Source organism: Xanthobacter sediminis, from assembly GCF_043195015.1.
Taxonomy (GTDB): Bacteria; Pseudomonadota; Alphaproteobacteria; order Rhizobiales; family Xanthobacteraceae; genus Xanthobacter.
Window position 1 is genome coordinate 178,062 of sequence record NZ_JBAFWH010000007.1, and the last position, 22,149, is coordinate 200,210.

A 22,149-nucleotide genomic window follows, 5' to 3' on the forward strand; every position below is an offset into this window, starting at 1 on the left:
CATGGGCTAATCAGCGGTCAAACCTCCCGCGTCCGGAGCCCGCCCATGAGCGCCCCCAGGTCCCTGTTCCACCTCGCCTTCCATGTGACCGATCTCGACGCCGCCCGCCGCTTCTACGGGGGCGTGCTCGGCTGCGCGGAGGGGCGCTCCACCGACACCTGGGTGGACTTCGATTTCTTCGGCCACCAGATCTCGCTGCACCTGGGCACCCCCTTCCCGGTGACGCGCACCGGCAAGGTGGGCGAGCACATGGTAATGATGCCGCATCTCGGCGCCGTGCTGCCGCTCGACGACTGGTTCGCGCTGGCGGAGCGGCTTGAGAAGGCCGGCATTGCCTTCGACATCCCGCCGGTGATCCGGTTCGAGGGCGAGCCCGGCGAGCAGCGCACCATGTTCTTCTTCGATCCCTCGGGGAACCCCATCGAAATCAAGGGCTTCAAGGATTTCGAGAGCGTCTTCGCCCATTGAGAGCATTTTCAGGCGAAGTGGATGCCCCGGCCGTGGCCGGGGCGTCGTCATCTCAGCCCACCACGCGCCAGTGCAGGGGGAAGGTGGGGTCGAACACCGTGAGCGGCCCCGCCCCGGTCTCGATCTTGCGCGGATACTCCACCGCCACCTCGCCCTTGGCGAGGGTGATGCGCGCTTCATTTGGCGGCAGGCGGTAGAAGGCCGGGCCGTTGAGGGAAATGAAAGCCTCCAGGCGGTCGAGCGCGCCGTCCTGCTCGAACACCTCGGTCACGGCCGAGAGGGCATTGGTGGCGGTGTAGCAGCCGGCGCAGCCGCAGGCGCTCTCCTTGGCGGGGTCGAGATGGGGGGCGCTGTCGGTGCCCAGGAAGAAATGGCCGTCGCCCGAGGTGGCGGCGGCACGCACCGCGAGGCGGTGCTCCTCGCGCTTGGCCACCGGCAGGCAGTAATAGTGCGGCTTGATGCCCCCCACCAGGATGTGGTTGCGGTTGATGATGAGGTGCTGCACCGTGATGGTGGCGGCGATGTCGTCCCCGCCCTGGCGCACATAATCGGCGCCGTCGCGGGTGGTGATGTGCTCCAGCACCACCCTGAGGCCGGGCGTGCGGCGGCGCAGGGGCTCCAGCACCTGCTCGATGAACACCGCCTCGCGGTCGAAGATATCCACCGCCGGGTCCGTCACCTCCCCGTGCACGCACAGAGGCAGGCCGATCTCGGCCATGGTGTCGAACACCTTCTGCACCTTGGAGAAATCCCGCACGCCGGAGGCCGAATTGGTGGTGGCGCCGGCGGGATAGAGCTTCACCGCGTGGATGATGCCGTCGGCCTTGGCGGCCTTGAGGTCCGCCGGGTCGGTCTCCTCGGTGAGGTAGACGGTCATGAGCGGGGTGAAGTCCATGCCCTGCGGCACGGCGGCCCGGATGCGATCGCGATAGGCGGCCGCCTGCGCGCCCGTGACCACGGGGGGCACGAGATTCGGCATCACGATGGCGCGGGCGAAGTGGCGCGCGGTCTCCCCCACCACCGCCTGCAGCACCGCGCCGTCGCGCAGGTGGAGGTGCCAGTCGTCGGGCCGGCGGAGGGTGAGGGTGCGGAGGGTGGCGTCTGCCATGGTCGTTCCTTCGGACATCTCGCGGGCCGCGCGCGCCCGCCTGCGCGGAAATCGCCACGGATGCCGCGCCAAGGCAAGTGCGTTTCGCGGGCGGCGGCCTCGCGCCGTCAGCGGATCATGAAGCCGATGGCGATGGCGTTGGCGATGTCGATGAAGAAGGCCGACACCAGTGGCAGGATGATGAAGGCGGTGGGCGCGGGCCCGTGGGTCTTGGTCACGGCCGTCATGTTGGCAATGGCGGTGGGGGTCGCGCCCAGGCTGATGCCGGTGAAGCCGGCCGAGATCACCGCCGCCTGGTAGTTGCGGCCCATGGCCGGGAACACCACGAACAGGATGTAGCCCACCGCCACCAGGGTCTGCAGCCCCAGCACCACCGCCAGCGCCGGCCCCAGGCCGCCGAGCGTCCAGAGCTGCATGCTCATGAGCGACATGGCGAGGAAGATCTTGAGCGACAGGTCGGAGATCAGCGCCAGCGCCGGCGTGCGGGCGGGCCAGGCGCTGGCCCAGGGCGTGCGTCCCAGCAGGGCCGGCGCGGTGTTGGTGATGACGATGGCCACCAGCAGGCACACCACGAACATGGGCAGCTTGATGCCGGTCATCTCCACCACGTCCTCCAGCGCGTAGGCGATGAGGATGACGATGTTGAGCACCAGCAGCGCGCTCAGGATGTTGTCGTAGGTCACCTTGCCGGCATCGGGGCCCACATCGTGCTCCGGCAGGCCCACCATGGGCGGCAGGATCTCGTCGGAGCGCAGCTTGTGGCGCTTGATGAGGATGCCGGCCACCGGCCCGCCCACCACGCTGGCGATGACAAGGCCCAGGGTGGCGCTGGCGATGCCCACCTCCAGCGCGTTGGAGAGGCCGAATCGCTCGGAGATGAGGGGCGCCCAGGCGATGGTGGTGCCGTGGCCGCCGATGAGGGAGACCGAGCCGAGCAGCGGCGCGAGCCCGTCCGGCAGGCCGAGCGCGGCCACCCCGCCCAGCGCCACCAGATTCTGCACGGCGAGATACGCCACCGTGAGCACCAGCAGGATGGCGAGCGGACGGCCGCCGGTGACGAGGTCCGCCAGGCGCGCATTGAGGCCGATGCCGGTGAAGAAATAAAGCAGCAGCATGTCCCGCGCGGTGAGGTCGAACGAGATGGCGAGCCCGAACACGCGGTAGGCGACGAGGGTGCTGATGGCCGCCAGCAGGCCGCCCGTCACCGCCTCTGGAATGTTCCAGCGGCGCAGCGGCGCGATCACGGAATTGAGGCCCACGCCGACGAAATAGACCAGGATGGCGGTGGTGAAGGTGAGCAGGCCCTGGGCCTCGTAGGTCGCCGGCATGGTTCTCCCGATGGTTCTGGGTCCCGCTGTCCCGCGACAAAAGCACAAACAGGCGGACTTCTCACCCCCCGCCTGAGCCTTGCAGCGTCGATTTTCCGCCGGGCGGGCGGCGTCAGTCCGTGTCGCGGTGGTGGGTGAAGTGGTCGGTCACGGCGAGCGCCGCATAGCCGCAGATGAAGATGACGTTGGCGATGGCAAGCCACTTCACCTGGGCCTCGCTCACGGAAATCTCCAGCTTCATGAGCGCCTTGAGCAGGGTGATGCCGGCGATGGCCATCATGGAGGCGAACAGCTTCTGCTTGAGGCCGGAGAAGCTCACCCGCCGCATCCAGTCCGGCCAGCCCTCGGCGTGGCGGCGGTCGATGCGGCCGACGAAGTTCTCGTAGCCCGAGCAGATGACGATGACCACGAGCCCGCCCACCAGCGTCAGGTCGATGAGCGAGAGCAGGCCCATCAGCACCTCCGCGTCGCTGGCCGAGGGCAGGCGCCAGAGGAAGGACCACAGCTGCATGAAGAAGGCGGCCACCACCAGCGCCAGTGCCAGGGCCAGCCCCACGAACAGCGGCACCAGCGCATAGCGGCACAGCACCACGAGGCGGGAGATCAGCGCGGTCATGCGTCCTCCTTCGGGTCGGCGCCGGGCAGGCCGGCGCCGACCTCGAGCCGTCAGAAGCTGCCCACCAGCGTCCCGAGCACGATCACGACGGCGAGCGCCAGCAGAGCGCTGACGATGGCGGCCATGACGATGTCGAGATAGCCTTCCTTGTGGGTCACGCCGCACACGGACAGCAGCGTCACCACCGCACCATTGTGGGGCAGGCTGTCGAGGGTGCCGGAGCCGATCACCGCCACGCGGTGCATCAGCGCCGGGTCCATGCCGATCTCCTGGGCGATCTTCATGTAGGTGGGCCCGAGCGCGTCAAGGGCAATGGTGAGGCCGCCCGAGGCGGAGCCGGTGAGCGCGGCCAGGATGTTGGTGGCCACCGCCAGCGACACCAGCGGCCCGCCCTCGATGCCCAGCACCCAGTTGCGCACGTCCTCGAATGCCGGGGTGGCCGCCACGATGGCGCCGAAGCCGACCAGGCTCCCCACTGAGAGAATGGGCAGCACCGAGGCATTGGCGCCCGCCGCCATGGTGGCGCGCAGCACCGGCACCGAGCGGAAGTTGATGGCGATCACCGTGATGATGGCCGCGATCAGCGCCGTGATGACGGACCACACGCCGCCCACCGCCGCCAGCGTCACCCCGCCCCAGCGCTCCTCGGCCAGGAAGGAGACGTCGAGCCGCGGCAGGACCACGAACGACATCAGCAGGTTCACGGCCACCACCACGATGATGGGCAGGGCCGCGAGAAGGATGGAGGGCCCCTGCACGCTGCCCTTGCTGTGCTCGATCTCGGCCGGATCGAAGGCGCCGGACGTGGTGGCCCGCTCACGCACGATGGGATCTTCCGCCGCCTTCTCCACGCTGGCCGCCGGGTCCAGCACCACGCCGCCGAAGCCCTCGCCCCGCGCGCGGGCCTTGACCTCCGCGCGCTTCAGCCACCACAGGCCAAAGCCGAGCATCACCGCCGAGGCGATGAGGCCAAGGCCCGGCGCCGCGAACGGCGTGGTGCCGAAGAAGGGCATGGGGATGGCGTTGTTGATGGAGGGCGTGCCGGGCATGGCCGACATGGTGAAGGTGGTGGTGCCGAGCGCCACCGCCGCCGGCATCAGCCGCCGCGGCAATTGCGCCGCCCGGAACAGCTCCACCGCCATGGGCACCAGCACGAAGAAGGCGACGAACAGGCTGACGCCGCCATAGGTGACGATGGCGCCCGCGAGCACCACCGCCAGCACCGCCCGCTCGGCCCCGAGCTTCTGCGTCATGTATTGGGCGATGGAGGTGACCGAGCCGGAATCCTCCATCAGCTTGCCGAACACCGCGCCGAGCAGGAACAGCGGGAAGAACTGCGCCACGAACTGCGCCGCGTTCGGCATGAAGGTCTGGGTCCAGCTCGCGAGCAGGGGCTCGCCCGCGAACGCCGCCACGATCAGCCCCGCCACCGGCGCGATGATGAGGATCGAGGAGCCCTTGAAGGCGAAGTAGATGAGGACGGCGAGGCCGACCAGGATGCCGAGGAGACCCATGCTCACTGCTCCGCCAGTTTCACAGCTCGGACAGGAGCTGCTCGAAGTCCACGGTGGATGCCTTGCCGATGTCGTGCCCGTGCTCCGCCAGGAACACGTCGGCGGCCTTGCGGCCTTCTTCCTTCAGCCAGCTCAGGAACTCCCACTCGGCGTTGAGCTTGGAGGAGAAGCCGAGAGTGTTCATGACGGGGTTGCGCACGATGTGCACGCGCATCCGCGCCCATTCGCAGGCCTCGCTGTCGGCCTTCAGGTCGCTCAGGTGGCGGTGCAGCAGCGCCATCATGTAGAGTTCCTTGATCGCCACCGAGTTGAACGAGACCTCGTTCAGGCGATTGAGGATCTCCGTGGGCGTCCGAGGCGTGCCCGGGCGCTCCAGCGGATTGATGGGGATGAGGATGGTGTCGTCGCTCTTCAGCTGGTTCACCAGCGGCGCCAGGGTGGGATTGCCGGAATAGCCGCCATCCCAATAGGCCTCGCCGTCGATCTCCACCGCCTGGAACAGGGTGGGCAGGCAGGCGGAGGCCATCAGCACGTTCGGGGTGATCTCGGCGTTGCGGAACACCCGCGGCCGGCCCGTGCGCACGTTGGTGGCGGTGATGAACACCTGGATGGGCGAACTGCGCAGCCGCTCGAAGTCGATCTGCTTCTCCAGGATCGGCGCCAGCGCGTTCCGGCCGAGCGGATTGTACTGGTAGGGCGAGAACACCCGCGTCATCAGGTCCATGAACAGGAAGCCCGGCGCCTCGTCCAGCGACCAGCGGCCCAGCATCTTGTCCCACAAGGTCCGCTGGAAGGGGCTGAAGCGGGCTTCTTCCGACACGTGGCGCCAATAATTCTCCAGCGCCGCCTTCGCGCCCTCACGGCCTCCGGCGGCGTAGCCGTCCGCCAGCACCGCCGCGTTCATGGCGCCGGCCGAGGTGCCAGAGACGCCCTCGATATCGAGCCAGGTCTCCTCCAGCAGGCGATCCAGCACGCCCCAGGTGAACGCCCCGTGGGAGCCCCCGCCCTGCAGGGCGAAATCCACCAGCACCGGTTCCCGTTCCATCCGCGATCCCCTTCTCGCATTCCGCGCCCGCCCGCCGCCGCGCCCGACCGGGCCGCGATGGCGGCCTCCGTCCGGGCGGCCGGCGGGCCGGCCCTGTTCCCATTGCCCCCGCCCGTTCCGGCGGCGCGGGCGGTCCCCGGCGCCGCCCGCCGGGGGGCCTGCATCATGCCGTTTGGGCCTGCCCGGCCTGAGCCGGCGCGTGCTCGGGCGGCGTGTCCGGCCCGAACCACGCCACGTAGAGCGCCGGCAGGAAGATGAGCGTGAGCAGCGTGCCCACCAGCAGGCCGCCCATGATGGCGAACGCCATGGGCCCCCAGAACACCGTCGGCGCGATGGGGATCATGCCCAGCACCGTGGACACCGCCGTGAGCATGATGGGCCGGAAGCGGGCCGAGGACGCGGCAATGACCGCATCCCACACCTTCTTGCCCGCGGCCCGGTCCGCCTCGATCTGGCCGATGAGGATGACCGCGTTCTTGGTGATCATGCCGATCAGCGCCAGCACGCCCAGGATGGCCACAAAGCCCAGCGGCCGGCCGGAGGCGAGCAGCGCCGCCACCACGCCGATGAGCCCGAGCGGCGCCACCGACAGCACGATCACCATGCGCTGGAAGCTCCTGAGCTCGAACATGAGCACGGTGAACATGATGAGCAGCATCACCGGCACCACCGCCATGACCGAGGCGAGGGAGGCCGCGCTCTCCTCCACCGTGCCGCCCACCGCGATGTCGTAGCCGGGCGGCAACGTCTTGCGCAGGGCATCGATCCTGGGCGAGAGCGCGTCCACCACCGTCTCCGGCAGCACGCCCGGCTTCACGTCCGCCTGGACGGTGAGGGTGGGCACGCGGTCGCGCCGCCAGATCACCGGATATTCCTGGTCGAAGCGGAAGGTGGCGATCTGGCTCAGCGGCACGGTGCGGCCGTTGGGCAGCGGCACCTGCAGGGTGGCCAGGGTGTCGAGGGAGACGCGCTCCTCGTCGGTGGCGCGGGCCACCACGTTGACGAGATAGATGTCGTCGCGCACCTGGGTCACCGGCGCGCCGGAGAGCACGGTGTTCATCACCCCCGCGAGCTGGGCGGTGGAGAGGCCGAGCAGGCGCGCCTCGTCCTGGTTCACCTCGACCCGCACCTGCCGGGCCGGCTCGATCCAGTCGTAATTGACCTTCACCGCGTCGCCATCGGAAGCCACCGTGGCTGCGAGATCGAATGCGATCGCGCGCACCTTCTCGATGTCCGGGCCCGAGACGCGGTACTGCACCGGCCAGCCCACGGGCGGGCCCAGCTCCAGCGGCGAGATGCGGGAGACGAGCTGGGGGAAGTCCTCCGCCAGCACCTTCTCCAGCTTCTTGCGCAGCCGGTCGCGGGCCGCCACGTCCTGCGCCACGATCACGGTCTGGGCGAAGAAGTCGTTGGGCAATTGCACGTCGAGCGGCAGGTAGAAGCGGATGGCGCCACGGCCCACATAGGTGGACCAGCGCGCCACGTCCGGATCGCCCTGGAGCACCTTGTCGAAGGTCTCAGCCACCGTCTCGCTGGCGTAGATGGAGGCATTCTGCGGCGAGGCGAGGTCCACCAGCAGCTCAGGCCGGTCGGAGGAGGGGAAGAACTGGCGCGGGATCAGCGGCAGCGCCAGCACCGAGAGCACGAACAGGCCGATCGTGACGGCTACCGTCGCCCATCGCATCCTCAGGCACAGCACCAGGAAAGCATGGTACAGGCCCAGCACGCCCTTGGGCGGGGCGTCCGGATCGGGCACGCTCTCCTTCGGCGGCGCCTTCAGGATCACCACCTGCAGCAGCGGCGTGAACAGCACCGCCACGATCCACGACACCAGGAGCGCGATGGTGACCACAGCGAACAGGGTGAAGGTGTATTCGCCCGCCGAGGAGGCGGCGAAGCCCACCGGCACGAAGCCTGCCACCGTCACCAGCGTGCCCGCCAGCATCGCCGCCGCATAGGCCTTGAACGCATAGGAAGCGGCGGTGACTTTGTCGTCGCCGGCGGCGAGGCGCGTCAGCGTGGCGTCGGTGGTGGTCATGGCGTCGTCCACCATCAGCGCCAGGGCGATGATGAGCGCGCCAAGGGAGATGCGCTGCATGTCGATGTGCGCGATCTGCATCAGCGCGAACACCACGGCCAGCGTGAGCGGGATGGCCAGCGCGACGATGGCGCCCGCGCGCACACCGAGCGCGATGAACGACACCACCAGGATGATGGCGATGGCCTGCCACAGGCTCTCCATGAACTCGGCGATGGCGTTGTTCACGGTCACCGCCTGGTCGGCGACGAGATGGGCCTCGATACCGATGGGCAGGTTGGCGATGAGCCGGTTCATGGTGCCGTCGATGGCCTTGCCCATGGCGAGGATGTCGCCGCCGTCCTGCATGGCGATGGCAAGGCCGATGGCCGGCTTGCCGTTCACCCGGAACATGGGCTGGGGCGGATCGGCATAGGCGCGGTGGATGGTGGCGATGTCGGCGAGGCGGATGAGCCGGCCGTTCACCACGAAGTTCACGTTGGCGATGTCGGCTTCCGATTCGAACGCGCCGGAGACGCGCACCGACATGTTCTCCGCATTGGTGCGGATCTCGCCCGCCGGCTGCACGATGTTCTGCCGCTGGAGGGCGGCGAGCACCGCCGCGCGGTCGATGCCGAGGCTCGCCAGCTCCCGCATGGAGAATTCGAGGAAGATGCGCTCGTCCTGCGCGCCCAGGAGCTCGATCTTGGAGACGTCCTGGACGTGCAGCAGCTCGGAGCGGATGTCCTCCACATGGTCGCGCAGCTCGCGCTGGGTGAAGCCGTCCGCCGTGAAGCCGTAGATGATGCCGAAGGTGTCGCCGAACTCATCGTTGAAGAAAGGCCCGACGATGCCCTGGGGCAGGGTGTGGCGGATGTCGCCCACGCTCTTGCGCACGTGATACCAGATGTCCGGCACCTCGGCGGCGGTGGCCGAGCCCTTCAGGTGCACGAAGATGGTGGTGGTGCCGGCCTTGGTGTAGCTCTCCAGATAGTCGAGCTTGGGCACTTCCTGCAGCTTGCGCTCCAGGCGCTCGGCCACCTGCTTGAAGGTCTCCTCGATGGTGGCGCCGGGCCAGTTGGCCTGCACCACCATGGTCTTGATGACGAAGGTGGGGTCCTCCGCGCGGCCGAGGTTGCGGAACGCCATGACGCCCGCCACCACCGCGATCGCCATGAGATAGATGATGACCGAGCGGTGCCTCAGCGCCCAGGCAGAGAGATTGAAGCCCTTCACAGCCCGGCCCCCGCGCCGCCGAGAAGGCGCACCTTCTGCCCGGGATGAAGCGCCTGCACGCCGGCGGTGACCACCACCTCGCCCGGCTTCAGCCCCTCGGCCACCGAGACGGCGGCGGGCGTGAAGCGCAGCACCTCCACGTTGCGCAGGCTGACCGTGAAGGCCTTGGGGTCCACCACCCACACCGCGGGCTTGCCGTTCAGGCGCGTGAGGGCGCTCGCCGGCACCTCGATCACGGGGCCGGTGTCCATCACCACGCGTCCGGTCACGGTGGTGCCGAGGCGCATGGCGGCGGGCGGATCGATGAGGCCGACACGCACGCGGAAGGTGCGGGTCACCGGGTCGGCCTGGGGCGAGACCTCGCGCACGCGGCCCATGGCGGTCGCGGCCGGGTCTGCGGTGAGGCTCACCTGCACCTCGGGATCGCCGGCGGTGGAGCCGAGCACCTGGGCGGGCACCTCGAACACCGCGTCGCGCCCGTCCTGGCGCGCCACCTGGATCACGGTCTGCCCCGCCTGCACCACCTCGCCGGGCTCGGCCCGGCGCTGGGTGACGACGCCCGACGTGTCGGCCTTCAGCTCGGTGTAGCCCAGGCGGTCCTCGGCGATCTTGAGCTGGGCCTCCGCGTCCTCCACCTGGGAGCGGGCATTGAGGAACGCCTGCTCGGCCTGCTCGTACTGCGCGCGGGGCGTGAAGCCGCGGGCGAGGAGCTGGCGCTGGCGCTCATACTGGTTGCGGGTCTGGGTGAGGTTGGCATTGGCGGCGGACAACGCGGCCTGGGCCGAGCGCACGGCATTCTGCTCATTCTGCGGATCGAGCCGCGCCAGCACCTGGCCCGGCTTCACCTGGTCGCCCACGTTCACGAGGCGCTCGACGATGCGCCCGCCGATGCGGAAGCCATAGGAGGCCTCGTTCTCCGCCTCCACATGGCCGGTGAGGGAGAGGGCGTCGCCGGCGATCCGGTTGGCGGTGACGATGGTGCGCACGGGGCGGATCTCCGCCACCGCGTCCTTCTTTTCCTCGCCGCAGCCGGTGAGGGCGAAGGCCGCAAGCGACAGCGCCGCGAGCCGTCCCGCCCACCTGCCCGCCCGCAGGCCGGACGCGTCCGCCATTTCCCGTCTCGTCATCAGCGCAGCCACGAACGTTTCCTTTCCATGCGCGCGGATCGCCGAGGCCCGTTCCGGACCGGCGCACACGGGGTCATGCCCCTGGCGCCGCGAAGCCGAAACCTGTCACGAGATCAATGCGCGCCATCCCTATTCAAAGGCACCCGCACCGCGGATAGCATTGCAGAAAGTCGCCCCACCAATATCCTCGTTCCCGCACCGCAGCAAGAGATGGAGCGGAACGGCAGCGAGATGAGGCCAATAAAAGATGCATCACAAGCGCGCACATCGGCTTGCCTGCGACCAAACTATATCACCCAAAGGTCGAATACTCGCGTCATATGCAAAAACAGCGGGATTGTAACCTTAAAATGACCAGAAGCCTCATACTACAAAAACCATAGAGCACGCAAGAATACAGTCCCGCTGCGCGCATCCGGAGAGAGAGAGTGGCGGCAGCGCCATGTATATTCCCACCCCCTTCTACAGCCCGCTCAAGAAGAGAGCCCGCCACCGCCGGCACGACCGATGTAATGTGCGGCCGACGCTCGCGCCGAACACATGCGCGCCGACGACAACGGCGACCGCGCGCCGCTCTCCGCAAGGGGGAAGCCGGCGGCTAAGATTGGCCGGGGTCTTGAGTCGCGCCGCATCGGGCGCGCGGGCGGGAGGAACGGCGGGATGGGCGAGGGCCGGATCGAAGTGGGGGACATCTCCCTCTCCTGGCGCGCATGGGGCGAGGGTGAGGTCACCGTGCTGTTCATCCACGGCAACCTCGCCAGCAAGGACTGGATCGAGCTCGCCGCGCCCCATTTCCCGCGCGGCGTGCGCACCATCGCCGTGGACTGGCGCGGCTGCGGCGACAGCGACAAGCCCGCGCCCCTCCCGGACTTCTCCAACTATTCCATCGCCCGCCACGCGGACGACATGCTGGCCGCCCTCGACGCGCTCGATGTCTCCTTCTGCCACCTCGCCACCCATTCCACGGGCGGCATCATCTCCACCCGCATGCTGCTGAAGCAGCCGGACCGCTTCGGGCGCGTGTTCTCGCTCTCCCCGGTGGCGCCGCAGAGCTTCGAGTTTCCCAAGGACAAAGCGGCCGTCTTCGGCGAGATGAAGAAGAACAGGACGTTCACCCGGCAGGTCATGGCCCTCACCTGTCCAAGCCTGTTCGAGCCGGAAAGCCTCGCCAAGGGGCCGCCGCGGCTGCGGGCCGATGCCGGCGTGCGCGGCACCCTGTTCGAGCGCATCGTGGACCAGGCCTTCGCCGTCTCCGACGGCATCTGGCACGGCACCCCCGAAACCCTGACGCAGGAAGCGCGCAGCGGCGAGCTGAAGGCGCGCATGGGCGCCATCCGCCATCCCCACCTCGTGGCCTGGGGTACCTTCGACGGGGTGATCCGCGAGGCGGACCTGAGGCTGATGGCCGAGGCAATGCCCGATTGCCGCTTCGTCGCGGTGCCCGGCGTCGGCCATTCCATGAATGTGGAGGCGCCGGAGCTCTACGCCGGCTTCTTCGGGGCGTGGTTCGGCGGCCTGTCCTTCTGAAGGCCGCCGCCGGGCGCGGTCAGGGTGCGAAGCCGGGCGGGAAGACAGCCTCGGCCATCACATAGGCGAGCACCAGCACCAGCATCACCAAAGCGAGGGCGGCGGTGGACCAGCGCCGCAGCACCGTGTCGAGCGCCACCGCCCCGTCCCGCAGGGCCCGATAGGCGGCCGCCAGGGGCGCGGCCGCGACGATGATGTCGCCCGGCGGCAGCTCCACGAAGCGCGGCGGCTTCTGATAGATCAGCGCCGCCACGCCGAGCCCCAGCGCCACCGGCCATAGCCCCTTGATGAGGGTGGAGAGGCTGAGCAGGATGGAGAGGCTTCCGCCCGTCACCGGCGTGAACAACGCGAACGGCAGCAGCACCGCGAGGCCGCTCAGCACCGCCCAGGGCGCCCCCTCGCCCGGCACCACGGAGAGCCCGGCGAAGCCGGTTCCGGCCACCGCTTCGTCCGTCGTGTCCGCGCCCGGCTTCGCCACGTTCAGGAGCAGCAGCACGTAGCGCGCCATCAGCACCGTGGTGCCCACGGCGGAGAGCGCCAGCAGCACGCCCGCGAGCCCCTCCCCCATCGGGTCCTTCACCGCATATTTCGCGAGCGCACCGCCGGTGAAAGGCAGCCCGGCGAGGCTGAGGCCCAGCAGCGCCGCCACCCCCAGCACCGGCGCCAGCCGCGCCCGCGGGGTCGCCGCCGCCACGCCCACGGTGAGGAACATGGCCCCCTTCAGCAGCATGTGGCTGAGGGCATAGAACGCGGCGAGGGCGGGCACCGCCGCGTCCCCCGTCTTCAGCCCCGCGCCGAGAACGGTGGCCACCACGCCCATCTGGCTGATGGTGGAATAGGCCAAGACGCGCTTCGGGTGGCGCTGGGTGAGGCCGACGGCGACCCCGTAATAGGCGGTGAACAGGCCCGCCGCCATCAGCCCCGCGCCCCAGTCGAGCCAGGCGTCCCCGCCCGGCAGGAAGCGGATGAGGCCGATCACCCCCGCCTTCACCACGATGCCCGACAGCACCGCCGAGCCTGGCACCGGCGCCACCGCATGGGCCAGCGGCATCCACACATGGAGCGGGAACAGGCCCATCTTCATGGTGAAGCCCACCAGCAGCAGCGCCAGGATGGCCGCCTTCCACGGCGAGGCGGAAAGGCCTGCCACCGCATCGCGGATCAGGGGATTGGCCTCGGTGGCGGAGGACGCGAGCATCACGAAGGCGGCGATCAGCAGCGCCTCGCCCAGCACCGTGAGCGCGAGATAGACCTTGCCGGCGCGGCGCGCCTCGGCGGTGTCGTCGTGGGTGGCGAGCCCGAAGGCGGAGAAGCTCACCAGCGCATAGGCGAGATAGAAGCTCGCCACGTCCGCCACCAGGAACACCGCGAACGACCCCGCGAGGGTCAGCAGCCACCACACCGAGAAGGCGCCGCGGGCGGGGTCCGCCCTCAGATAGGAGACGGCATAGAGGCCGGCCGCCAGCCACAGCAGCGCGGCGCCGCCCAGCAGCACCGCGCCCGGCAGGTCGAGCGCGAAGGTGAGACGGAACGGCGGCGGCACCACCAGCACCGATTGCCCCACCGGCACCAGCAGCGCCGCCGCGAGCCCCGGCAGCGGCGCCAGCAGCAGCAGCACATCCGCACGCCGCCGCACCCAGGGCTTCACCGACGCGAGCGCCAAGGCGAGCGGCACCAGCACCGCGGCGAGGAGAAGAAGATCGGTCGCGCGCATGTCGCCCATCACGGCACCAGCTCCGCCCAGCTCGCCGGCCGGCCGATGAACAGGAAGGGCGCGGGCTCCAGCGGCACGAAGCCGAAGCCCACCGCCACCAAAGCGAGGGCGAGCGCCACCCATTCGCGCCAGCGCTCCACCGGCCGGGCCGCCAGCGGCTCGGCCGGGCGCTGCAGCGCGAGCACCACCACCTTCAGCACGTAGCCGCCCGCCAGCAGGCCGCCCAGGAGGATCACGCCCGCGATCCACCATGCCTGGAGATGCACGGCGGCGCTCAGCAGCATCACCTTGGCCACGAAGCCGCCCGCCGGCGGCAGGCCCATGAGCGAGAGCCCGCCGAGCCCGAACGCCACCAGCGCCACCGGCACCACCCGCCCGGCGCCGGAAAGGCCAGCGATGCGATCATGCCCCAGGGCCTCGGCGATGAGGCCGGCGGCCATGAACATGGCGGCCTTGGAGAAGGCATGAGAAGCAAGGTGCAGGGCCCCGCCGGTCCAGGCCAGCGCGCTCCAGGGGCTCGCCAGCGCCGCCAGCGGGAACATGAGGAAGAGGTAGCCGATCTGCGCGGCGGTGGAATAGGCGATGAGCAGCTTCAGCCGCGGCTGCGCCAGGGCGACGAGGCTGCCCACCAGGATGGCCGCCGCGCCCAGGCCCGCCAGCACCGGCGCCACCGCCACCGAGAGATCGGCGGGCGCGAGATCGAGCCAGAAGCGCACCAAGAGGAAGATGGGCGCCTTGATGACCACCGCCGAGAGCATGGCGCTCGCCGCCGGCGGCGCGCCGGAATGGGCCGGCGGCAGCCACAGGTGCAGGGGAAAGAGTGCTGCCTTCGCCATCATGCCCGCGCTCATGGCCGCGAGTGCCAGCACGAAGCCCGGGCTCGCCTTCGCGGCGTGCTTCAGGAGGATGATGTCGAGCGTGCCGTAGAGGCCGTAGATGATGACGACGCCAAGCAGGTAGAGCAGCGAGCCGAACAGCGCGAACAGCAGGTAGCGCAGCGCCGCCTCCACCTGCGCCGGCTTGCCGTCGAGGCATACCAGCGGCACCGCCGCGAAGGTGAGCATCTCCAGCGCCACGTAGAGAGTGAAGAGATCCTCCGCCAGGAACACGAGGTTCAGCGCGCTGAACACGCTCGCGAGCAGCATCCAGAAGGCGGGCGGCATGCGCTCGCCCGCCGCCCGCGGACGGCCGGGGGCGGTCATGGCGAAGAGGCCGGTGGCGAGCAGCACCACCGCCGTCATCACCAGCATGAAGGCGGAGAGCCCGTCCGCCCGCAGCCCCACGCCCAGGGGCGGGCGCCAGCCGCCGATGAAGGTGAAGAGCGCCGCGCTCCCCTGCCCCACCGCAGCCGCGACTGCAAGCGCCACCAAGAGCCCGAGCCCCAGCACCGCCAGCGTCGCCCGCTCCGCCGCGCGGGCCGGCAGCAGAAGCAGCAGCGGCAAGGCGGCAAGCGGCAGGATCACCGCCACCACCAGCAGGGCGCCGGCTTCGAAGCCCGCAGGGCCGCTCACGCCTCGCCCTCCGGGTTGGGGCCGCCGGCCCTCGCGCGCAGGGCGGCGAGGCGCCGCAGCAGCGCCACCGCGAGCGCCGTGGCCGAGAACGCCACCACGATGCCGGTGATGACCAGCGCCTGCGGCACCGGATCGGCGCCGAACCCCACCGCCGCGCCCCGCCGCGCCACCACGCCGAACACCAGGAACACGCCCCCGCCCATCAGGTTGAAGGCGAGGATCCGCGCCAGTGCATCGCGGCCTACCATGAGGCCGTAGACGCCGATCGCGGAGAGCGCCGCGCCGAGGAGGCCGAAGAAGACGGGCGTGCTCATGCCCGCCTCCCTTCCGGCGGCCCGAGCACCAGGAGCGCCAGGGTGACGGCGATGGACAGCGTGATAGCCGCCTCCACCACGATGATGACCGGCTTCTCGATGCCATCGGGATAGTCGAGGAAGGCATCTGCCACCACCCAGCCGGCGACGCCCACGGCGAGGAAGGCGAACGGCCCCGCCAGCACCGCTATCCGCAGCCGCCGGCTCCCGAGCTCCGGCGCGGGCGCGAGGCCGGCCATCAGGGCGAGCAGCCCCATGGCCGCCAGCACCGCCCCGCCCTGGAAGGCGCCGCCGGGCACGTCCGCCCCGGCCCAGAACATATAGAAGCCGACCAGCGCCCCCACTGGCAGCACCACCCGCGCCAGGAAATCGAGGGCGCCGGAAGGCGGGGCCGGCCATAGCGGCGCCGGCGCGCCGCGCCAGCCGGGGTCCGCCGAGAGCGACCACACCCCCACCAGCGCGATGAGCAGCACCACCGTTTCCAGCAGCGTATCGAGGGCGCGGAACACGATGAGCACCCCGGTGACCGGATTGCCAAGATCGGTGGCGGGCAGCGCCTGCGCCACAGCGGGCGCGAGGGTCGGCGCAGGCTCCGGCAGCAGCACCACCACCAGCGCGAGGGTGGCGAACACTGCCAGCGCCACCACGCCGGCCCCCAGGTGATAAAGCAGGCCCACGTTGCGCTCGCGGCTTGCGGGCGCATCGCCGGCCGCCTGCAGCAGCACCAGCCCGGTGATGCCGCTGCCCACCGCCACCTCGGTGAGGGCGACATCCGGCGCCGCGAGACGCACCCAGGCGAGCCCCAGCACCAGGCCATAGGCCATGAAGGCCACCACCCGTGCGAAGCCGTCGCCGCCGGCAGCTGCCCGCAGCGCGGCCGCGAGGGCAAGAAGCGCCAGCGGAACGTCGAGCAGCAGGCTCACGGCGCGGAGCCCTCCCCGCGCTCGTCCGGCCCGCCGCGCTCCGGCGCCGCGCGATAAGCGACCTCCGCCATCAATTGCGCGATGGCGCCGGAGGAGACCTGCAGCAGCAGCCAGATGCCCAGCATCTTGGCCGCGTCCAGCAACCCGCCATGCGCCACCGCCTGGGGCAGCAGGCCCACCACGATGAGGCCGAGGCCGATGTTGTCCGCCTTGGACAGGGCATGCAGGCGCGCCAGCGGATCCGGCAGGCGCAGCAGCCCCACGGTGCCGGCAATGAAGAACAGGAGCCCCCCCGCCACCAGCAGCAGGGTGAAAATATCGCGCGCAAGGCTCATGGCGCGCCCCTCCCCTGCGAGCGACCACGCAGCGCCACGGCGCGGAACGCCGCCACCGCGCAGGCGCCGAGCAGCGCCAGCAGCAGAGCCACGTCGAGCGCCGCCGCCTCTTGCTGCGCCACCGAGAGCAGCAGCAGCACCGCGATGGCGCAGGTGCCGAGCAGTTGCAGCGCCATGATCCGACCCACGGCGCCGCTGCGCCACACCCCCAGCAGGCCGGTGGCGGCGATAAGCACCAGCAGGCCCGCGGCGGCGACCAGGAAATCAGCCATGGCGCTCCTCCGCATCTTCACTGGCGGTCGAAGCGTCCCGCCCCAGGGCGTCCAGGAACGTGTCGAGGTCTTGTTCCAGCTCCTCCAGCACCGGCCCGTCGAGATCGAGCACATGGAGCAGCAGCGCATCCTCGTCCTCGCCCACGGGCAGGGCTCCGGGCTGAAGGCTGATCACGGCAGCGAAGGCCTGCCGCGCAAGACCGCGGGGCAGGCCGCACTCCACCGCCATCACTCCCGGCGCCAGGGGCAGCGCGGGGTGAAACACACGCCGCGCCATGCCCAGGCCCGCAGCGGCCGAGCGGCGCAGGAAATGAAGAAGAAAACGACCGATCGCCAGCAGATCGGGCGCATGCAAGGCCGGCGGGATGAGGCGCAGGCTGAGCTGGCCGGCGAGCACGCTCGCCGCCGCGCCGACGATGAGATCGGCGACGCCCACCCGCCCCAGGGCGATCCAGGCGAGGAAAAACCAGAAGCTGCGCAGGGCGCGCTGCCACGCCTCCGGCGAACGGGGAACATCCCACGCCTCTTCGGCCGATGCCATGCTCATGCGGCACCACCGCCCGCGCGGTGGCCCTGCGCGTGATGGGTCATGGAGAACGCGTTCATACTGGCTCGTGTGTCCCTCGGCTCCGCCACCGGCCGATGCGGACACCGCCGGCAGCGCGATACGCTCTTCCACCCCGCTCCATTCCCACCACATACGGGGCGCGACGGCCAGCCCGACGTGAGCGGAAAGCCCCCGGCGGAGCATGCCGCCGCGGCCGACACGCCGAGGCGGGATCCCTTCCGGAACGAGGGCGCGGTGACGATGCCGAACCCGCCGGGACGCACGACAAGCGGCGGGGAAGCACCCCTGTTTACCGCCAAGTTCCAGCCGCCGCAACGCACGGCCGCGGCCACCTCGCCTCGCCCCGCCACCTCCCGTCCCGCGCGCGCCGGCCGGCGGGGCGCGGCCAAGGCCACGTCTTGCCAGCGTCGCGGATTCAGACGAAGGTCCGCCCGGCTTCCGGTCTTCGGCCACCCGCGCCGGCAGGCCAACCCAAGCAGGCCCGCTTCGGGCCAGGCAAATCAGAGAGGCGTCCCAATGAGCGATCTCGTCGTTTTCGGCTTCAGCGGCCTCCACCAGGCGGACGAAGTGCTCAACAAGCTCCGGTCCCTGCAGAAGGCCCACCTGATCGACCTCGAGGACGCCTGCGTGGTGGAGCGTGAGGCCGACGGCAAGGTGCACGTGAAGCAGGCCGTGAACCTCACCGCCCTCGGCGCGGCCCAGGGCGGCACCATGGGCGCGCTGTGGGGCGGCCTCGTCGGCCTCCTGTTCCTGAACCCCCTCGCCGGCATGGCGCTGGGCGCGGCGGCCGGCGCGGGCGCGGGCGCGCTCTCCGGCTCGCTCTCCGACTACGGCATCAACGACGACTTCGTGAAGCAGCTCGGCGAGACCATCCCCGCCAGCTCCTCGGCCCTGTTCGTGCTGGTGAAGAGCGTGACCTTCGACAAGGTGCTGCCGGAAATCGAGCCCTACGCCCCGCGCGTGCTGAAGACCTCCCTTTCCAACGAGGACGAGGCCAAGCTGAAGGCCGCCATCGCCTCCGGCGCCACGGCTGCGCCCGCCGCCTGACCCCTGCCCCCGTCCCCCGCGCCGGCTGGCGCGGGGGACGGGGATACCTTGCCCGGAATCGATGCTATAAATGGCGGCTCGCGCAGCGCGCGCCCCGCGCCGCCGATCCGCCACCGGGGCCGCCATGACCGACATCGCAACGCGCGTCTACAACCACACCTGGAAGATCGACCCCATCGTCCGCTCGGTGCTCGACACCGATTTCTACAAGCTGCTGATGGGGCAGACCATCTTCCACCGCCACCGGGACACGCGCGTCACCTTCGGCATCCACAACCGCTCCGCCCGCGTGCGCATCGCCGACATCATCGACATCGGCGCCCTGCGCGAGCAGCTCGACCACGTACGCTCGCTCACTCTCACCCGCGGCGAGAGCACCTGGCTGCGCGGCAACATGTTCTACGGCAAGCGGCAGATGTTCTCGCCGGACTATGTCTCCTGGCTCGAGGGCTTCCGCTTTCCCGCGTACCACCTGGAGAAGTGGGACGGGCAATACGAGCTCACCTTCGAGGGGCCGTGGGTGGAAACCACCATGTGGGAAATCCCCGCCCTCGCCATCATCAACGAGCTGCGCTCGCGCGCCGTGCTGAAGGACATGGGCAAGTTCGAGCTGCAGATCCTCTATGCCCGCGCCATGGCGCGGGTGTGGGAGAAGGTGGAGTTCCTGCGCACGCTCGGGCCCATCAACATCGCCGACTTCGGCACCCGCCGCCGCCACGGCTTCCTGTGGCAGGACTGGTGCGTGCAGGCGCTCATCGAGGGGCTGGGCGAAGGCTTCCTCGGCACCTCCAACTGCCTCATCGCCATGCGTCGCGAGGTGGAAGCCACCGGCACCAATGCCCACGAGCTGCCCATGGTCTATGCCGCCCTCGCCGGCGACGACGACCGCGCACTGGCCTGGGCCCCCTACCAGGTGCTGGCCGACTGGCAGGACGATTACGACGGCAACCTGCGCATCCTGCTGCCCGACACCTACGGCACCTCCGGCTTCCTCGCCCATGCGCCAGACTGGGTGGCCCGCTGGACCGGCATCCGCATCGACAGCAAGGACCCCGTGGAAGGGGGGGAAGAAGCCATCCGCTGGTGGATCGAGCGGGGCCAGGACCCGCGCGAGAAGCTGGCCATCTTCTCCGACGCCCTCGACGTGCAGGAGGTCTCGCGTATCCGCGACGCCTTCTGCGGCCGGCTGCGCATGGGCTTCGGCTGGGGCACGCTGCTCACCAACGACTTCCGCGGGCTGGTGCCGGACGGCGCCCTCGATCCCATATCCATCGTCTGCAAGGTGGTGTCGGCCAACGGGCGCCCGGCGGTGAAGCTATCCGATAACCCCACCAAGGCCATGGGCCCGGCCGCGGAGGTGGACCGCTACCGGCGCGTGTTCGGAGTGGGTGCGCAGCAGGCGCGGGCGCTCATCGTCTGACAGGGCCGGCCGGATTTCGCGCCGCGCCGAGAGGCGCCAAAGGCGCGTGAGTGAGCGCCCTGGGCTTCCGGGCGAACCCGGTCTATTCGGGCGAAACAGAGCTTGCAGCCGTCGGGCACCAGGGCCGATGGCGTGACGGGTTCGCTTGCGTGTTCGCCGGAGCGGGATCAGCGCCGCCAAAGAATGAGGGGCTTGGCCCCTGCGCGGAGTCTTCTGGCGAGCTCACGAGCTTGGGCATGATCTGCGCCCGCGCAACAGGCTCGCGGGAACCGGGATCTGCGCGGACGCCGCGCGGTTCGACGCACACCGGCTCGCCCGCATCGAGACACTCATTCGCCCCGGCGGTGGATTGGAGCTGCGCAACCGCGTTCGCGCCTGCGCGCTTTACGAAACACTATCGGCGGACCGCACCTCTCCCGGAATTGCGGAAAGCGCAGAAGCGCCTCGAAAGCACTGCAGCCGATCGCAAAAAGCGCGTTTCGTCCCCGCGGGGCAGCCTCTGCCCCGCCCGAAATCGCCTCAATGGCCCGCGAACGAAACCAGCGTGCGCACGGGCACGCCGAGGGCTTCCAGCTTCTGCACGCCGCCGAGATCGGGCAGGTCCACCACGAAGCAGGCGGCCACCACCTGCGCCCCGCACTCGCGCAGCAGCTGCACCGCGCCCACCGCCGTGCCGCCCGTGGCGATCAGGTCATCCACCAGCAGCACCTGCTCGCCCCTGGCCACGGCGTCCACATGCATCTCGATCTCGTCCTGGCCGTACTCCAGGGCATAGGCCATGCGGATGGTCTGGTGCGGCAGCTTGCCTTTCTTGCGGATCGGAATGAAGCCGGCCGAAAGCTGGTGAGCCACCGCGCCGCCGAGGATGAAGCCGCGCGCCTCGATGCCCGCCACCTTCGCCACCTTGCCGCCCGCATAGGGCTGGACCAGTTCGTCCACCGCGCGCCGGAACGCCCTCGGGTCGCCGAGCAGGGTGGTGATGTCGCGGAACAGGATGCCGGGCTTCGGGTAGTCCGGGATCGTGCGGATGGTCGCGGCGAACTCGTTGAGGGTCATGGCAGGCTCCCGAAACGGGCTGGGGAAACGCCGCGGCCCGTCCGTGCGGCGGGTTCCACACGCGGCCTGGTCCCGCCGGCGGGCGGGCCGGCGCTGAAAAAGAAAAAGGGCCCTCGCGGACCCTTTTTCGTCGATCAGGCAGCGCTCAGTGCGCCACGTTCTTCCACACCTTCTTCTTCGTGAAGTAGAGCAGGCCGCTCAGCACGATGAGGAAGATGATGACCTGGAAGCCGATGCGCTTGCGGGTGTCGAGGTGGGGCTCGGCCACCCACATCAGGAAGGCCGACACGTCGGTCGCATACTGGTCCACGGTCTGCGGCGCGCCGTCGGTGTATTCCACCTGGCCGTCGCTCAGCGGCTTGGGCATGGCGATCTGGTTGCCCGGGAAGTACTTGTTGTAGTGCAGGCCCGACTGCACCGTCACGCCCTCCGGCGGCTCCGCGTAGCCGGTGAGGACGGCGTGGATGTAGTCCACGCCATGCTCCTGGTACTGGATGAAGGCGTCGGTGATGAAGCCGGGAAAGCCCACATGGTAGGAGCGGGCCTTGGCCAGCACCGACATGTCCGGCGGCAGGGCGCCGCCGTTGGAGGCACGGGCCGCCTGGTCGTTGGGGAACGGCGCCGGCCAGGCATCCGACAGGCGGCCGGGACGCTGGAACATGTCGCCCGCGTCGTTCGGCCCGTCGGTGATCTGGTACTCGCTCGCGATCTGCTTGGCCTGGCCCTCGGTGAAGCTCGGGCCGCCCGGCTGGGCGAGATTGCGGAAGTGCAGGAAGTTCGCGGAGTGGCAGGAGGCGCACACTTCCTTGAACACCTTGAAGCCGCGCTGGAGCTGGGCGGTGTCGTAGGTGCCGAATGGCCCCGCGAACGACCAGCTGAGGCGGTGCGGGCGGTCGTCGTGCCCGCCCTCCGCCGCCGAGGCGGGCGCCGCCAGCAGGAGCGCCGCCGCGGCGGCGCCGAAGAGAATGCTACGGATGGTCATGCTGTTCTCTCCGCGCCCCGG

The 22,149-nt window shown here is 70.0% G+C and carries 20 protein-coding genes; 4 read left to right on the forward strand and 16 right to left on the reverse strand.

The window, feature by feature from the left end; genetic code table 11:
- Positions 1–45 precede the first annotated feature (45 nt).
- On the forward strand, positions 46–468 hold the full coding sequence (locus V5F61_RS11600; protein WP_393988033.1) for a VOC family protein: 423 nt from the start codon (positions 46–48) through the stop codon (positions 466–468).
- A 52-nt stretch (positions 469–520) separates the two neighbouring features.
- Here V5F61_RS11600 and pyrC read toward each other — a convergent pair whose 3' ends face one another.
- The 7 genes from pyrC to V5F61_RS11635 form a co-directional block, all read right to left on the reverse strand.
- Positions 521–1,576, reverse strand: a complete 1,056-nt coding sequence (gene pyrC, locus V5F61_RS11605) for a dihydroorotase (protein ID WP_393988032.1) — start codon at positions 1,574–1,576, stop codon at positions 521–523.
- 107 nt (positions 1,577–1,683) lie between these two features.
- A complete protein-coding gene (gene gltS, locus V5F61_RS11610; RefSeq protein ID WP_393988031.1) occupies positions 1,684–2,904 on the reverse strand; it encodes a sodium/glutamate symporter in 1,221 nt (406 codons plus the stop codon).
- A gap of 112 nt (positions 2,905–3,016) precedes the next feature.
- Positions 3,017–3,520 (reverse strand): YqhA family protein, encoded by a 504-nt coding sequence (locus V5F61_RS11615; RefSeq protein ID WP_393988030.1) that lies wholly within the window; start codon positions 3,518–3,520, stop codon positions 3,017–3,019.
- Between the two features lie 50 nt (positions 3,521–3,570).
- Positions 3,571–5,034: a GntP family permease gene (locus tag V5F61_RS11620; RefSeq protein WP_393988029.1), complete on the reverse strand. Its 1,464-nt coding sequence runs from the start codon at positions 5,032–5,034 to the stop codon at positions 3,571–3,573.
- Between the two features lie 19 nt (positions 5,035–5,053).
- Positions 5,054–6,079, reverse strand: coding sequence for a patatin-like phospholipase family protein (locus tag V5F61_RS11625; protein ID WP_393988028.1), 1,026 nt, complete (start codon positions 6,077–6,079; stop codon positions 5,054–5,056).
- A gap of 163 nt (positions 6,080–6,242) precedes the next feature.
- Positions 6,243–9,332, reverse strand: coding sequence for an efflux RND transporter permease subunit (locus V5F61_RS11630; protein WP_393988027.1), 3,090 nt, complete (start codon positions 9,330–9,332; stop codon positions 6,243–6,245).
- On the reverse strand, positions 9,329–10,444 hold the full coding sequence (locus tag V5F61_RS11635) for an efflux RND transporter periplasmic adaptor subunit (RefSeq protein ID WP_393988026.1): 1,116 nt from the start codon (positions 10,442–10,444) through the stop codon (positions 9,329–9,331). Before V5F61_RS11635 ends, V5F61_RS11630 begins: the two co-directional genes overlap by 4 nt.
- Positions 10,445–11,119: 675 nt before the next feature.
- Between V5F61_RS11635 and V5F61_RS11640 the strand changes: the two genes are divergently transcribed.
- A complete protein-coding gene (locus V5F61_RS11640) occupies positions 11,120–11,986 on the forward strand; it encodes an alpha/beta fold hydrolase (protein ID WP_393988025.1) in 867 nt (288 codons plus the stop codon).
- A 19-nt stretch (positions 11,987–12,005) separates the two neighbouring features.
- Here V5F61_RS11640 and V5F61_RS11645 read toward each other — a convergent pair whose 3' ends face one another.
- From V5F61_RS11645 to V5F61_RS11675, 7 genes are read right to left on the reverse strand one after another with little or no spacing between them, the layout of a single operon-like run.
- Positions 12,006–13,709 (reverse strand): complex I subunit 5 family protein, encoded by a 1,704-nt coding sequence (locus V5F61_RS11645; RefSeq protein WP_393988180.1) that lies wholly within the window; start codon positions 13,707–13,709, stop codon positions 12,006–12,008.
- On the reverse strand, positions 13,709–15,211 hold the full coding sequence (locus tag V5F61_RS11650; protein ID WP_393988024.1) for a complex I subunit 5 family protein: 1,503 nt from the start codon (positions 15,209–15,211) through the stop codon (positions 13,709–13,711). The genes V5F61_RS11645 and V5F61_RS11650 overlap by 1 nt, the downstream gene beginning before the upstream one ends.
- Positions 15,208–15,525: an NADH-quinone oxidoreductase subunit K gene (locus tag V5F61_RS11655; protein ID WP_393988023.1), complete on the reverse strand. Its 318-nt coding sequence runs from the start codon at positions 15,523–15,525 to the stop codon at positions 15,208–15,210. Before V5F61_RS11655 ends, V5F61_RS11650 begins: the two co-directional genes overlap by 4 nt.
- Positions 15,522–16,448 carry an MnhB domain-containing protein gene (locus V5F61_RS11660; RefSeq protein ID WP_393988022.1) on the reverse strand — a complete coding sequence of 309 codons (927 nt, stop codon included), beginning with the start codon at positions 16,446–16,448 and terminating at the stop codon, positions 15,522–15,524. The genes V5F61_RS11655 and V5F61_RS11660 overlap by 4 nt, the downstream gene beginning before the upstream one ends.
- Entirely contained in the window at positions 16,445–16,783 is a 339-nt protein-coding gene (locus V5F61_RS11665) for a cation:proton antiporter (RefSeq protein WP_393988021.1), read from the reverse strand. The genes V5F61_RS11660 and V5F61_RS11665 overlap by 4 nt, the downstream gene beginning before the upstream one ends.
- Entirely contained in the window at positions 16,780–17,055 is a 276-nt protein-coding gene (locus V5F61_RS11670) for a monovalent cation/H+ antiporter complex subunit F (RefSeq protein ID WP_393988020.1), read from the reverse strand. Before V5F61_RS11670 ends, V5F61_RS11665 begins: the two co-directional genes overlap by 4 nt.
- Positions 17,048–17,602 carry a Na+/H+ antiporter subunit E gene (locus V5F61_RS11675; RefSeq protein WP_393988019.1) on the reverse strand — a complete coding sequence of 185 codons (555 nt, stop codon included), beginning with the start codon at positions 17,600–17,602 and terminating at the stop codon, positions 17,048–17,050. Before V5F61_RS11675 ends, V5F61_RS11670 begins: the two co-directional genes overlap by 8 nt.
- A gap of 537 nt (positions 17,603–18,139) precedes the next feature.
- Between V5F61_RS11675 and V5F61_RS11680 the strand changes: the two genes are divergently transcribed.
- Positions 18,140–18,670 (forward strand): DUF1269 domain-containing protein, encoded by a 531-nt coding sequence (locus tag V5F61_RS11680; protein ID WP_393988018.1) that lies wholly within the window; start codon positions 18,140–18,142, stop codon positions 18,668–18,670.
- 124 nt (positions 18,671–18,794) lie between these two features.
- Entirely contained in the window at positions 18,795–20,090 is a 1,296-nt protein-coding gene (pncB, locus tag V5F61_RS11685) for a nicotinate phosphoribosyltransferase (protein WP_393988017.1), read from the forward strand.
- Positions 20,091–20,609: 519 nt separating this feature from the next.
- Here pncB and V5F61_RS11690 read toward each other — a convergent pair.
- Complete coding sequence (locus V5F61_RS11690; RefSeq protein WP_393988016.1) at positions 20,610–21,146, reverse strand: adenine phosphoribosyltransferase; 537 nt, start codon at positions 21,144–21,146, stop codon at positions 20,610–20,612.
- A gap of 145 nt (positions 21,147–21,291) precedes the next feature.
- Positions 21,292–22,128, reverse strand: coding sequence for a cytochrome c1 (locus V5F61_RS11695; protein WP_393988015.1), 837 nt, complete (start codon positions 22,126–22,128; stop codon positions 21,292–21,294).
- Positions 22,129–22,149: the final 21 nt, after the last annotated feature.

Excerpts from the sequence above, each read along its gene's own strand:
- V5F61_RS11600 (WP_393988033.1), top strand. The coding sequence starts at position 46 with ATGAGCGCCCCCAGGTCCCTGTTCCACCTCGCCTTCCATGTGACCGAT.
- pyrC (WP_393988032.1), bottom strand. The coding sequence starts at position 1,576 with ATGGCAGACGCCACCCTCCGCACCCTCACCCTCCGCCGGCCCGACGAC.
- gltS (WP_393988031.1), bottom strand. The coding sequence starts at position 2,904 with ATGCCGGCGACCTACGAGGCCCAGGGCCTGCTCACCTTCACCACCGCC.
- V5F61_RS11615 (WP_393988030.1), bottom strand. The coding sequence starts at position 3,520 with ATGACCGCGCTGATCTCCCGCCTCGTGGTGCTGTGCCGCTATGCGCTG.
- V5F61_RS11620 (WP_393988029.1), bottom strand. The coding sequence starts at position 5,034 with ATGGGTCTCCTCGGCATCCTGGTCGGCCTCGCCGTCCTCATCTACTTC.
- V5F61_RS11625 (WP_393988028.1), bottom strand. The coding sequence starts at position 6,079 with ATGGAACGGGAACCGGTGCTGGTGGATTTCGCCCTGCAGGGCGGGGGC.
- V5F61_RS11635 (WP_393988026.1), bottom strand. The coding sequence starts at position 10,444 with ATGGCGGACGCGTCCGGCCTGCGGGCGGGCAGGTGGGCGGGACGGCTC.
- V5F61_RS11640 (WP_393988025.1), top strand. The coding sequence starts at position 11,120 with ATGGGCGAGGGCCGGATCGAAGTGGGGGACATCTCCCTCTCCTGGCGC.
- V5F61_RS11645 (WP_393988180.1), bottom strand. The coding sequence starts at position 13,709 with ATGGGCGACATGCGCGCGACCGATCTTCTTCTCCTCGCCGCGGTGCTG.
- V5F61_RS11655 (WP_393988023.1), bottom strand. The coding sequence starts at position 15,525 with ATGAGCACGCCCGTCTTCTTCGGCCTCCTCGGCGCGGCGCTCTCCGCG.
- V5F61_RS11665 (WP_393988021.1), bottom strand. The coding sequence starts at position 16,783 with ATGAGCCTTGCGCGCGATATTTTCACCCTGCTGCTGGTGGCGGGGGGG.
- V5F61_RS11670 (WP_393988020.1), bottom strand. The coding sequence starts at position 17,055 with ATGGCTGATTTCCTGGTCGCCGCCGCGGGCCTGCTGGTGCTTATCGCC.
- V5F61_RS11675 (WP_393988019.1), bottom strand. The coding sequence starts at position 17,602 with ATGAGCATGGCATCGGCCGAAGAGGCGTGGGATGTTCCCCGTTCGCCG.
- V5F61_RS11680 (WP_393988018.1), top strand. The coding sequence starts at position 18,140 with ATGAGCGATCTCGTCGTTTTCGGCTTCAGCGGCCTCCACCAGGCGGAC.
- pncB (WP_393988017.1), top strand. The coding sequence starts at position 18,795 with ATGACCGACATCGCAACGCGCGTCTACAACCACACCTGGAAGATCGAC.
- V5F61_RS11690 (WP_393988016.1), bottom strand. The coding sequence starts at position 21,146 with ATGACCCTCAACGAGTTCGCCGCGACCATCCGCACGATCCCGGACTAC.
- V5F61_RS11695 (WP_393988015.1), bottom strand. The coding sequence starts at position 22,128 with ATGACCATCCGTAGCATTCTCTTCGGCGCCGCCGCGGCGGCGCTCCTG.